This window comes from Maribacter caenipelagi (assembly GCF_004364175.1).
In the GTDB taxonomy this organism is placed as follows: domain Bacteria; phylum Bacteroidota; class Bacteroidia; order Flavobacteriales; family Flavobacteriaceae; genus Maribacter; species Maribacter caenipelagi.
Window position 1 is genome coordinate 261905 of the sequence record NZ_SNZW01000014.1, and the last position, 12658, is coordinate 274562.

Below are 12658 nucleotides of genomic sequence, written 5' to 3' on the forward strand. Positions count from 1 at the left end.
AAAAACAAAAATAGCCTTTAACCATCATGTTAAAGGCTATTTTTTTATACCTTGGTTTTTAATCTCCAAATAATCTTTTTTGAATAAATATAATATTTCAATATTAGTACTAATTATTATATGTACCAGTTGTATAAGAACAAAATCTTCCTCAGAAACTAGCACAGCTACATTTGAAAATGATAGTATTTCTATCTGGGTAACAGAAAGTCAAAAACCCAACACCTCACAGGAAGAAAAATTAAAGCTGCAATTGAAAGCATTTGATTTTGCTGATAATTTAAGTAATGACTCTTTAAAAGCCAACAAATTTTCTTCGCTTTCCTACAGTCAAAACTTTATAACTGACAGTTCATTATTTCGTAAAATAAATAATAGAGCTATAAGCACTAATAAAAAAATCAACGATTCTTCTGCATTAGGCAATGCCTATTGGGATTTGGGCTATTTCTTGAAAAAGAAATTTGTTAAGGATAGCGCCTTTTACTATTACTCAGAAGCACTAGAAATTTTTGATGACATCGGAGATACATCGAACTCTGGAGAAATGTATTTGCATATGGCTAGTATACAAATGGAGATTAAAGATTATACCGCTAGTGAAGCAAATACTATAAAAGCTATTGAAAATTTTAAAATAACAAATAATAACGTGCGATTATACCGATGCTACAACCTACTCGGCATTCTTTTAGAAGATATAAGTGAATTTGAAAAATCTTTATCTTATTATAATGAAGCTCTTTATTATTTAAGAAAGTCAGAAAATATCCAATTTGGCGAAGCAAGCATAATTAATAATATTGGAATAGTCTATCGAAATTCTAAACAATACACCAAAGCCATCGAGAACTTTGAAAAAGTTATAAACACCAGTAACTTATTCGTAAAAAACCCAAGCTTATATGCAAAAGCTTTAAGTAATCTTGCCACAACCAAATTATACAATAAAGATACTTTTGGCATACACAGCTTATTTACCAAATCTATTGATATTAAACAGAAAGAAAATGATATAGCTAGTTTGGCATCAAGCTACTATAGTTTATCAGAATATAATATCTATAAAAAAGATAGCATATCTGCTCTTAATAATGCCATAAAAGCCTTAGACTTATCACTTGAAAGCAACAACAATGAACGATTGTTAGTAACCTATATTTTATTAGCCAACCTAGATAAAGAAAAGGCACCTTACTATTTTCAAAAATATACAAAACTTAATGATAGCCTTCAACGTGAAGACCGTAAGCAACAAAATAAATTTGCACGTATACGCTTTGAAACCGATGAATTCATAGCAGAAAACATAGAGCTTGAAAGCGAGAAAGAAATTCTTTCTAAACAAAAGCAAATTTGGATCGGTATAGCAACCGGCTTCTTTCTTCTTGGTCTATCCATCTACATTATAATTAATCAGCGTGCAAAAAACCAAAAGCTACGCTTTGATCAGCAACAACAGGCTAACAACCAAGAGATATTCAACCTCATGTTAACCCAAAAACAAAAAGTCGACGAAGTTAAACGACTTGAACAAAAACGAATTTCAGAAGAACTACATGATGGAGTGCTAGGTAAAATGCTTGGTGCCCGCATGATTCTTACCGGTTTAAACAAACGAACTACAGACGAAGCAATTCATGAAAAGTCTAAGGCTCTTGGTTCATTGCAAGAAATTGAGAATGAGATTAGGTCCATTTCGCACGAGTTAAGCCATAGTGCCTATCAAAATATCAATAATTTTACCGATTCAGTAGAAACACTTCTTGCCAATAACAAAAATGTAAATATTAAAACTATCTTTCATTTTAATGAAGATGAAAATTGGGATAGCCTGGCTGGTGATATTAAAATTAATGTATATCGTATTATTCAAGAAACTTTTCAAAATGCCATTAAACACTCTAAATGCACATACTTCGAAGTAACTTTTTATAGAAACGACGATCAATTCAATGTTATAATGAGTGATAATGGAATTGGCTATAATATAAATAAAGGTAAAAAAGGTATCGGTATTAGAAATATCACCTCTAGAATAAATAAGTTAAATGGTACTTTTCATATTGACTCATCTGAAGGGCAAGGCACTACGATTTCTTTAAATATTCCCATAAATATTGACATTAAAAAAAATACCAATAATAATACCTAATATAAAAACGTTTAGTAAATTACAATTGAATCGTAATTTATGAACACTGTACGAATTTTAGCGGTAGATGATCACGAAATGACTGCTCTTGGATATAAATATATTCTTGAGGATTCTGAATTTGCCGACTTTAATGTTAAGGTAGAAATAGCTACAAGTTTCGAAAAAGGGAAAACTAAGATTGAAACTTCAAAGCGAGCGGTACCTTACGACATTATTCTTTTAGATATTCAATTATTCTCACCAGAATCTAAAGACCCCAGAACAGGTATTGATTTAGGCATTGTAGCCAGAAACGAAGTGCCTAATTCAAAGGTGGTATTCATGTCCTCATATAGTGACAACTATAGAATAAATAATATTTTCAAAACTGTAAATCCTGACGGATATATGGTTAAATCTGAAATAGACGAAATGTCACTTAAAACAATGGTTGAAACTATTGTTAATGAATCTCCTTATTACACAGCAAGTGCTTTATCTGCAATACGTCGCAGAATGTCTACCAATATAGTTATCGATGAACAAGATCAAAAGATTCTATATCATCTTTCACAAGGTATACACACTAGAGACATAGCTCCATTAATTGGTTCTGCAAACACTACGGTAGAAGCTAGAAAAAGACAGTTAAAAGCTTTATTCGATGTTAAAAATGGTAATGATCTTGCTTTAATAAATGAAGCAAAAACACGTGGTTTTCTATAAATTAGACATAAAATCACAACTTTCTGATTATCAGTTTATTATGTTTAATTAAATCATTTTATCATAATATCCTCCGAAATTCTAAGGTTTTCATAAGTCAAAATACAAGGTTAGAAAAGTATCTTTATGTAAAAGAATGCTATAAATTTTTACCTTTATGCCGTTTAACTACGAAAATTTCATTAATAATTCGAAACTAGAGTACACCAAAGAAATTACGGGTATCGATGAATTTCTAAGTGCTATTGATTTTCATTATTTTTCTAGTGTAAAGCTTAACAATAAGCATATTACCTTTAATTCTATTAGTTTGGTTTTAGAGGTTTCGTGTAATTTAAATTTACTTGAATTACTTGCTCACTTTAATACGGGTAGATGGGGAAATAGTGGAAAAGAAGATTCTCCATTACATATAGCTTTAGAGAATCTTGATTTAAAAAATCAATGTAACATTGACATTGAAGAACTTACATTCTTCTTAAATGATACAAGTATTGTTATAAAAAGAATTTATAACCGAAGTATATCAACGCAAGTAAATGATATTTTTAAACAAATAGCGTTTAATTATGTGTTTTTAACAAGGGGACTTACTCAAAAACCTTACGAAATTTTTGTTCCCATATTCGAAGATTATATCGAGAATATTGAAGCAGATGATGAGCAATTAAATATGGCTCCAAAATCTTATTCTGAATTTTGGGGAATTTACTTAGATAAAGACGATGAGGCTTCTATTTACGACGTAAATAAAAATACTTATGTTAGTGGTGATTTAGAGTTTTTATCAGAATAAAAACTCTAAATCAATTACTAACTTTTAATTATGCATTAAAAATTGGTCTTGTATTCATCATTGCATTAACCTTCTCTTTCACTTCTTTTATAATAGCTTCATTTTCAGGATTGGTAATTACCTGATCAATAAAATCTACTACTTTTTCCATATCGCTTTCAACTAAACCTCGTGTTGTTATTGCTGCTGTTCCAAAACGAATACCAGACGTTACAAATGGAGATTTATCATCAAAAGGTACCATATTCTTATTTGCGGTAATATCTGCTAAAACCAATGCTTTCTCAGCATCTTTACCCGAAATATCTTTATTTCTTAGATCGATAAGCATCATGTGATTATCAGTACCATCAGAAATGATATTGTAACCTCGTTTAACAAAAGATTTAGCCATTGCATCGGCATTTGTCTTTACCTGAGCTATATACGTTGCGTACGACTCTGTTAACGCTTCACCGAAAGCAATTGCCTTACCAGCGATAACATGTTCTAATGGACCACCTTGATTTCCTGGAAAAACGGCTAAATCTAATAAAGCAGACATTTTTCTAAGATTTCCGTTTTTAAGTTTGATACCGAAAGGATTTTCAAAATCAGTTCCCATCAATATCAATCCCCCCCTTGGTCCTCTCAATGTTTTATGGGTTGTTGTTGTAACGATATGACAATGAGGAATTGGGTTATTTAAAAGACCCTTCGCAATCAATCCTGCAGGGTGAGAAATATCTGCTAATAAAATAGCATTTACACTATCTGCAATCTTACGAAAACGCTCAAAATCAATATCTCTAGAATATGCAGAAGCTCCAGCTATAATAAGCTTTGGCTGTTCTTTTGTAGCAACTTCTTGAATTTTGTCATAATCTAACCTTCCGGTTTCTTTATCTACCCCGTAAAACACAGGATTATACAATCTACCCGAAAAATTAACAGGCGAACCATGTGTTAGGTGACCACCATGAGATAAATCAAATCCTAAAATTTTATCACCTGGCTGAAGACATGCATGATACACAGCTGCATTTGCCTGAGAACCAGAGTGAGGTTGTACATTTGCATATGCCGCACCAAATAGCTCTTTTGCCCTATCAATAGCTAATTGTTCTACTTTATCAACTACTTCACAACCGCCGTAATATCTTTTACCAGGATACCCTTCAGCATACTTATTTGTAAGTACTGACCCTTGAGCTTCCATTACCTGAGGACTAGTGAAATTCTCAGAGGCAATTAATTCAATGCCGTTAATTTGACGTTGTCTCTCTTCTTCAATTAAATTAAAAATAGTCGTGTCGCGTTGCATGTAGATATTTCTTTTAAATAAGTTGCAAAAATACAAATAGCGTGTCTATTGAAATATAAAAAAGAGCACAAACACATAACTTATTTATTAAAATTAGTTAATAACTCTACTGTTATTGCTTATTTAAATAAGAATGAATTCATACATCTCATCGAAAATATACTATTTCTCGTCCTATTACGTTTAATAACAACCCTTTTATGGCACGGCTGTTGAATAGCTATTATAAATCATAAAAAATAATAGACATGAAAAAATTTCTACTATTTAGTTTTATCGGGCTGCTACTTTCTTGTAGTGGTGTTAAAAAAACGCAGGAGGCTCTGAACTCTGGTAATTACGAGGCTGCAATTAATAAGGCAGTAATGAATATCGCAGAGAACAAGACCAAAAAAAGCAATCAGCAATATATAGTTCTTCTCGAAGAAGGGTATAAAAAAAATACCGAAAGAGAATTGCAACACATTAAATTCCTCAAAAAGGATGGCAATGCCGCAAACTATGAGGAGATTTTCAATACTTACGGTAGATTAAAATCTATTCAAGAGCGAATTCGCCCGTTACTTCCATTACAAATACAAGATGAAGGTAGAAGAGCGCAATTCAGCTTTAAGAATTATGATGATGATATCATTGCCGCAAAATCTAATTTATCTGAGTTTTTATATAATAAAGCAAACACGCTTTTAAAAGACGCTAACTATAAAATGGATTACAGAAATGCGTACAATGACTTAAATTATTTACAAGAAATAAACCCTAACTATAAAGATGTTATATCTAAAATAGATGAAGCATATCAAAAAGGGTTAGATTATGTTATTGTGGATATGACAAACAATACGAATCAGATTATACCAAAAAGATTAGAAGACGAGCTTTTAAATCTAAATACTTACGGCTTAAATTCTAATTGGACAGAATACCACACCAACAGGATACAAAATCAAGTGTATGACTATCAAATGGAAGTTTCCTTTCAAGATATAAACATCTCTCCTGAACAAATTAGGGAGAAACAAATTAGCAAGGAGAGACAAATCAAAGATGGATATACTTTTGTTGAAGACGGTAATGGCAATGTAGTTTCTGACAGTTTAGGCAATAGTATTAAAGTTGATAAATTTAAAACGGTACGATGTAATTTTTACCAGTTTACACAGTTTAAAAGCGCACAGGTAACTGGTGTAGTAAATTTTATCGACTTAAAGAAACAACAAAAAATAAATCAATACCCATTAACAAGTCAATTCATATTCGAACATATTTATGCTAATTATGATGGCGATAAAAGAGCGCTAGATAATGACTTAGTTTCTCTTTTACAACTCGCAAGAGTACCATTTCCCAGCAACGAACAAATGGTTTATGATGCCGGTGAAGATTTAAAGAATAATCTTAAAAATATATTGAACAATCAAAGTTTTAATTAAAAAAAGCCCCGTTACTAGGGGCTTTTTAATTATATATATTGCTCTAACTTAATATCAGATATTGCATTGTGCGAATCATGCACCACCACTACCCCATTCTTTACTATTAATAATTGAGGAGATTGATGCATAACACCAAACTCAGATGCAACCGCATTAGATACATCTCTATTCGCCAACAGATCCAAAAAGTAAAGATCCATTTGCCCATTTTCTAGCCTGTAACTACTTTTAAACATATTTAGCACCATTCTACTGATTCCACAAGATGTCGAATGTTTGAATATCACCTGTGGTCTACTACTAGACACTTCTTTAATATCATTTAATTGAGTCACAGAGTTAAGAGGTATCCATGGTATGCCAGATGAATTATTTCCATCATCACTTTTAGAACCTCCAAATAAACCACCAAATATTCCCATAAAACTATTAATTTAATATTGTCATTTCAACAGAACCAAACTGACTAATTGTCAGTATATTTTTTCGATTTACAGTCATTTTGTCCTATAAACCTAATTGGTAAGATTGTTGAATATTAGCTATCAAAAGTATCACAATTAACTAAAACTTAAAGAATATGAATATAAATAATTTCACTATAAAATCACAGGAAGCTATTCAACAAGCCCAGCTGATTGCCCAAAATAACGGACATCAGCAAATTGAAAATGAACATATATTTAAAGCACTTACCGAAGTTGAAGAAAATGTAATGCCCTTTTTAATCAAGAAATTAGGGATTAATTTTTCACTTGTTCAACAGATTTTAGAAAAAGAACTTTTAAGCTTTCCAAAAGTAGAAGGCGGAGACTTACAATTTTCTAGAGAAGCCGGTAAGACTTTAAACGAAGCTAGTATCATCGCCAAAAAAATGGAAGATGATTATGTTTCTATTGAGCATCTATTTTTAGCCATCTTAAAATCTAAAAGTAAAATAGCACAGATCTTAAAAGATCAAGGAGCAACCGAGAAAGACTTAATGGCTGCAATCGGCGAACTACGTAATGGCGAAAAGGTTACTTCTCAAAGTGCCGAAGATAATTACAACTCGCTTAATAAATATGCTAAAAACCTTAATGAATTAGCAGATAGCGGTAAACTAGACCCGGTAATTGGGCGTGACGAAGAAATACGTAGAATTCTACAAATTTTATCAAGACGTACTAAAAACAACCCTATTCTTGTAGGTGAACCTGGTGTTGGTAAAACCGCTATAGTTGAAGGTTTAGCGCATAGAATTATACAGGGTGATATTCCTGAAAATCTAAAGGATAAAGTAATTTATTCTTTGGACATGGGTGCTTTAATTGCTGGCGCCAAATACAAAGGTGAATTTGAAGAGCGGCTAAAAGCCGTTATCAAAGAGGTTGTCAGTGCAGATGGTAATATCATCTTATTCATTGATGAGATACACACCCTTGTTGGTGCAGGTGGCGGACAAGGTGCTATGGATGCTGCTAATATTCTAAAGCCAGCTCTTGCAAGAGGTGAGTTAAGATCAATTGGTGCAACTACTTTAGATGAATATCAAAAGTATTTTGAAAAAGACAAAGCTCTTGAAAGAAGATTTCAAAAAGTGGTTGTAGACCAACCAGATACAGAAAGTGCTATTTCTATACTTAGAGGTATTAAAGAAAAATATGAAGCACACCATAAAGTACGTATTAAAGATGAAGCGGTTATTTCTGCCGTAGAGTTATCGCAGCGGTATATAACCAATCGATTTTTGCCAGATAAAGCAATTGACCTTATGGATGAGGCTGCATCTAAACTTAGAATGGAAATTAATTCTAAACCTGAGGAGCTTGATGTACTTGATCGTAAAATTATGCAAATCGAAATTGAAATCGAAGCGATTAAACGTGAAGATGATAAGCAAAAGCTTCAGGTATTAAATCTAGATTTAGCGAATATAAAAGAAGAGCGAAACGAAATTTTTGCGCAATGGGAAAGTGAAAAATCTGTAGTTGATAATATTCAACAGACAAAACTCGATATTGAAAACTTCAAAGCTGAAGCTGAACGTGCCGAACGAAATGGCGACTATGGTAAAGTGGCAGAAATTAGATACGGAAAAATTAAAGAAGCACAAGAAAGCTTAACAAAGTTACAAGATGACTTAGCAGAGCAACAACATGCGGGCACTTTAATTAAAGAGGAAGTTACCAGTGATGATATTGCAGAAGTAGTTGCAAAATGGACTGGCATACCTGTTACTAAAATGTTGCAAAGTGAACGCGAAAAGCTATTAAAACTTGAAGAAGTGCTGCACAAACGCGTGGTAGGTCAAGAAGAAGCTATTGAAGCAGTTTCTGATGCCATACGCAGAAGTAGAGCCGGACTCCAAGATTCTAAAAAGCCTATTGGTTCGTTTCTTTTCTTAGGAACAACTGGTGTTGGTAAAACAGAGCTTGCGAAAACCTTGGCATCGTATTTATTCGATGATGAGAACGCTATGTCAAGAATAGACATGAGTGAATATCAAGAAAGACATTCGGTTAGTAGACTTGTAGGTGCACCTCCAGGATATGTGGGTTATGATGAAGGCGGACAATTGACCGAAGCGGTTCGTAGAAGACCTTATTCTGTTGTTCTTTTAGATGAAATTGAAAAAGCACACCCAGATACTTTCAACATCTTATTACAAGTATTGGACGAAGGTAGATTAACCGATAATAAAGGTCGCGTTGCAGATTTTAAGAATACGATTATTATCATGACCAGTAACATGGGTAGCGATATTATTCAAGAAACATTTGAAAATGCAGTAGATGTTTATAGTGCAGCAGAGACTGCAAGAGTTGAAGTTCTGGGTCTTTTAAAGAAAACAGTTCGACCTGAGTTTATCAATAGAATTGATGACATTGTCATGTTTACACCTTTAACCAAAGATAACATCAAAGAAATCGTAAGACTTCAATTGGAAAATTTAAAGAAAATGTTAGATAAGCAACAAATTACTTTAGATGCCACAGAAGAGGCTATCGATTATTTAGCAGAGAAAGGTTACGACCCTCAATTTGGTGCAAGACCAGTTAAAAGAACTATTCAAAAAGAAGTTCTAAACAACATGTCCAAGGCACTACTAAGCGGTGAAATTAAAGCTGACAGCGTTGTTTTACTTGACGCCTCTGATAATGGTTTAGTTTTTAGGAATCAAGAAGAAATTACAGTCTAATTTTAAAAATTTGACAGAAAAGCGTTCATATTAAATATATGGACGCTTTTTTTTATCAACAATATATACCATGCAGTATAGATTATTTATATTCGCATAAAACAGTCTATTATGTCAACCAAAGCCGAAAGAACTACAGCTTATATTATTGAGACTGTCGCACCAGTTTTTAATAAACATGGGTATGTAGGCACAAGCATGAGCGATTTAACCGATGCCACTAACTTAACCAAAGGTGCGCTATACGGTAATTTCGAAAATAAAGAAGCGCTAGCTTTAGCTGCTTTCGAATATAACAGAAACTTATTACTTACTGCGATTGACGAACATTTAGCAATTGAAGGTAAGGCCTTGGATAAAATTGAGAATCTTATCGAGTTCTACAAGAAGTATGATATATTTACTATGAATATGGGTGGTTGCCCCGTATTAAACGTTGGTATAGATGCGCAACACAATAACAAACTTCTTGCGGCTGCAGCAAAAGAAACTATAAAGGACATTGAAGGAAAAATTGCCTTAGCTTTTGAAAACGGCATAAACAATGGAGAATTCAAACTTCCTGTTACTCCATTACAATTCTCTAAACAATTATTCACTATTATTCAAGGAGCTATTGCAATGGCAACGATTACAACTGACCGTAAATACCTATTAAATACAGTAACGTATTTAGATGTGTTAATTAAAAGAGAACTTAAATAAGCCCTTCAATTCAACCATACACCTTCCAACCAATACAATCAAACATCGATTAGATTAACTACTCGCCCGTTACTCTAAATATCCAGATTTTATCAGTGTACTTCCCTCCTAATTTGGAGTCTCTTGCTTCTCTAGCGTCTTTAATAAAGTTGTACTTGGCTAGATAAACATAATTATATTTATTCTTTTGTCTAAAGAATGATTTTGCATTGATTCCTCGTTTCTGCATATCTGCCAAGAAAGCGTCTAAATACTTCTTAGTACCGAATACATTGGCAATTAAGTAATAACCTGGCTCTAAAGAGCCCTCTTTTGTTACTTCTTCATACTTCTCACCAGCTTTAACTTTTACAACTTCATTTTTCATTGCCAAAGCTTCACTTTGAGCAATAGAATCTTGTCTTTGTTGTTGAGCCAACGCTACTGCAGCTGCTTCTTTTTTCATAACCGCAGCTATAGAATCTTGTTGCCTTTGCTGTTTTAAGGCATTTGCAGAAGCGAGTGCTTGAGCCGCCTTTGCACTTTCTATAGAATCTCTTTTTCTTCTGATATTTCTCTTTGATTCTTTTACTACCAAATCAGATTTTCGTGAAGCGAGCTGAATTGAATCTTTAATTCTATTACTTTCAATAAGTGCTAAGCGCTCTTGTTTTTTAGATTCACGCTTTAGAGCCAACTTTTCTGCTTTGGTTAATTCATTAGAAACCACTGCTTTTTCTTCTTGCTCAACAAGAGCATCTTCTTTTTGCTTTTCCTCTTCAGCTAATAATTGCTCTCTTAGTTTTTCTTCTGGTGATTGTAGTGTACCCAGTTTATATGATGTTACCAATTCAAAAGAAGGATCTTGACCTTTTAAGTCTGAACTAGTACCAATTTCGATTAACGCACCAAAAGATAATCGCTTAAAGAAACGACCTCCAATACCACCTGAGAACCCGTAAAAACTATTATAACCTGCCTGCGCCCAATACTTATTAGTCGTAAGCAAGGTAGTCAAGCCTACTTGGTTATCTAAACCCGGTATCGTCTTGTAATACAACATAGGTCTTAAAACCGAACTATCATCTGTACTTAACACATTAACAGGGAAATCATAACTCACCAATGCCTGAAACATTCTATCCTCAGGACTCGTATTGCGTTCATTAGAAGTAAAATTATAATCGAATAGGTTTTCTGAAACTAAGCCTATATTGAATCTATCTATGTTTAAATTAATACCAGGTGCCATTTGTAGAATAAAATCATTTTCTGCTGTAGTCTGTATTGGGTTAGGCACAAAAAAGCGTTCGTCTGCTAACTTCTGTTGAAAGGCAAATACGTTCAAACCAACACCTAAAATAACACCTTCACTTAATTCTATGGTATGAGCATAATTAAGAACTGCTCCTGTATTCAAGAAAATTCCTGTATTATGCTGAAAGAAACCAACACCAGCTGCAGAAACATCATTGAGCCTTGCTGTATAATTTAAAAATAATGAAGTTGGGTCACCATCATATGATTGCCATTGCCACCTAGCCCATAAAGCTACTGAAGAAGGATTATTACGGTCTAAACTATAAGCAGGATTTATCAAACTCCCGTTATACTCCGTGAGGTTTTGTTGCCTAAAATCTGTAGGTAAAACGACTTCTTGAGCCTTAAGACCTAGAACTACAAATCCGATAAGAAGTGCCCCACAAAATTTTTTCATATGCAAAAAAACAAAAAATAGACTATTTATAGTACTATTTTGAAGTAATTTTAGTTATTAATTTAATACACCAAACATAATTTCATGAAAGCATTCAAAATTGTTCTTTTTATTTTGCTAGCAATCAATCTTTCTTGCAAAGATGAACCAGTAATTGATAGATTTCAAGAACAAACTTCAATTTCGACATTTTACCTTATTAGACATGCCGAAAAGGACAGAAATAATCCTGATGATGCTGACCCAGAGTTAAATCAAAAAGGATTAGGTAGAGCAATGCATTGGGCAGAAATTCTTGCGGACACGGAATTAAATGCTATTTATTCTACTGATTATAATAGAACCGCTATGACAGCAGCACCTACTTCGGTAAAGCAAAATATTGATGTGCAGTATTATGACCCCAGCACTATTGATATTTCTCAATTTAAAGCTGACCATTTAAATAACAATGTTTTAATCGTTGGTCACAGCAACACTACTCCAGAGTTTGTAAACAAGTTAATTGATGAGCAAAAGTATTTTGATATCGACGATAGCGAGAACGGAACCTTATTTATTGTCAAAATCATCAATGGAATATCTTCAGTAGAAAAACTCATATTCAATTGTAACTGTCCCGATTAATATTTCCTTCTTTTAATAACAACAGTAATTAGTTTTAAAAGGCTAAGACAT

Annotated in this window: 10 protein-coding genes; 7 read left to right on the forward strand and 3 right to left on the reverse strand. The window is 33.1% G+C overall.

The window, feature by feature from the left end; translation table 11 throughout:
* Window positions 1–79: 79 nt before the first annotated feature.
* The 3 genes from DFQ03_RS09170 (at window position 80) to DFQ03_RS09180 (ending at window position 3659) form a co-directional block, all read left to right on the forward strand.
* On the forward strand, window positions 80–2155 hold the full coding sequence (locus tag DFQ03_RS09170) for an ATP-binding protein (protein ID WP_133672874.1): 2076 nt from the start codon (window positions 80–82) through the stop codon (window positions 2153–2155).
* Window positions 2156–2194: 39 nt separating this feature from the next.
* On the forward strand, window positions 2195–2863 hold the full coding sequence (locus tag DFQ03_RS09175) for a response regulator (RefSeq protein WP_133672875.1): 669 nt from the start codon (window positions 2195–2197) through the stop codon (window positions 2861–2863).
* Window positions 2864–3020: 157 nt separating this feature from the next.
* The gene (locus DFQ03_RS09180; protein WP_133672876.1) at window positions 3021–3659 is read left to right on the forward strand and encodes a hypothetical protein; all 639 of its coding nucleotides are present in this window, start codon (window positions 3021–3023) and stop codon (window positions 3657–3659) included.
* A 28-nt stretch (window positions 3660–3687) separates the two neighbouring features.
* On the opposite strand, the gene glyA is transcribed toward DFQ03_RS09180, so the two are convergent.
* On the reverse strand, window positions 3688–4962 hold the full coding sequence (gene glyA, locus DFQ03_RS09185; RefSeq protein WP_133672877.1) for a serine hydroxymethyltransferase: 1275 nt from the start codon (window positions 4960–4962) through the stop codon (window positions 3688–3690).
* A 248-nt stretch (window positions 4963–5210) separates the two neighbouring features.
* Between glyA and DFQ03_RS09190 the strand changes: the two genes are divergently transcribed.
* The gene (locus DFQ03_RS09190; RefSeq protein WP_133672878.1) at window positions 5211–6395 is read left to right on the forward strand and encodes a hypothetical protein; all 1185 of its coding nucleotides are present in this window, start codon (window positions 5211–5213) and stop codon (window positions 6393–6395) included.
* Between the two features lie 29 nt (window positions 6396–6424).
* On the opposite strand, the gene ytxJ is transcribed toward DFQ03_RS09190, so the two are convergent.
* A complete protein-coding gene (gene ytxJ, locus DFQ03_RS09195; protein ID WP_133672879.1) occupies window positions 6425–6820 on the reverse strand; it encodes a bacillithiol system redox-active protein YtxJ in 396 nt (131 codons plus the stop codon).
* Window positions 6821–6978: 158 nt separating this feature from the next.
* Here ytxJ and clpB point away from each other — a divergent pair, with 158 nt between their 5' ends.
* Both clpB and DFQ03_RS09205 read left to right on the forward strand, forming a co-directional pair.
* Complete coding sequence (gene clpB / locus DFQ03_RS09200) at window positions 6979–9579, forward strand: ATP-dependent chaperone ClpB (RefSeq protein WP_133672880.1); 2601 nt, start codon at window positions 6979–6981, stop codon at window positions 9577–9579.
* Between the two features lie 111 nt (window positions 9580–9690).
* Window positions 9691–10284: a TetR/AcrR family transcriptional regulator gene (locus tag DFQ03_RS09205; protein WP_133672881.1), complete on the forward strand. Its 594-nt coding sequence runs from the start codon at window positions 9691–9693 to the stop codon at window positions 10282–10284.
* A 58-nt stretch (window positions 10285–10342) separates the two neighbouring features.
* Here the strand turns inward: DFQ03_RS09205 and DFQ03_RS09210 are convergent, their stop codons facing one another.
* A complete protein-coding gene (locus DFQ03_RS09210) occupies window positions 10343–11980 on the reverse strand; it encodes a PorP/SprF family type IX secretion system membrane protein (protein WP_133672882.1) in 1638 nt (545 codons plus the stop codon).
* An 84-nt stretch (window positions 11981–12064) separates the two neighbouring features.
* On the opposite strand from DFQ03_RS09210, the gene DFQ03_RS09215 reads away from it, so the two are divergent.
* Window positions 12065–12607 carry a SixA phosphatase family protein gene (locus DFQ03_RS09215; RefSeq protein ID WP_133672883.1) on the forward strand — a complete coding sequence of 181 codons (543 nt, stop codon included), beginning with the start codon at window positions 12065–12067 and terminating at the stop codon, window positions 12605–12607.
* The last annotated feature ends 51 nt before the right edge of the window (window positions 12608–12658 follow it).

Coding starts and splice junctions, on each gene's coding strand:
- ytxJ (WP_133672879.1), bottom strand. CDS start 6,820: ATGGGAATATTTGGTGGTTTATTTGGAGGTTCTAAAAGTGATGATGGA.
- DFQ03_RS09215 (WP_133672883.1), top strand. CDS start 12,065: ATGAAAGCATTCAAAATTGTTCTTTTTATTTTGCTAGCAATCAATCTT.
- DFQ03_RS09210 (WP_133672882.1), bottom strand. CDS start 11,980: ATGAAAAAATTTTGTGGGGCACTTCTTATCGGATTTGTAGTTCTAGGT.
- DFQ03_RS09175 (WP_133672875.1), top strand. CDS start 2,195: ATGAACACTGTACGAATTTTAGCGGTAGATGATCACGAAATGACTGCT.
- glyA (WP_133672877.1), bottom strand. CDS start 4,962: ATGCAACGCGACACGACTATTTTTAATTTAATTGAAGAAGAGAGACAA.
- DFQ03_RS09180 (WP_133672876.1), top strand. CDS start 3,021: ATGCCGTTTAACTACGAAAATTTCATTAATAATTCGAAACTAGAGTAC.
- DFQ03_RS09205 (WP_133672881.1), top strand. CDS start 9,691: ATGTCAACCAAAGCCGAAAGAACTACAGCTTATATTATTGAGACTGTC.
- DFQ03_RS09190 (WP_133672878.1), top strand. CDS start 5,211: ATGAAAAAATTTCTACTATTTAGTTTTATCGGGCTGCTACTTTCTTGT.
- clpB (WP_133672880.1), top strand. CDS start 6,979: ATGAATATAAATAATTTCACTATAAAATCACAGGAAGCTATTCAACAA.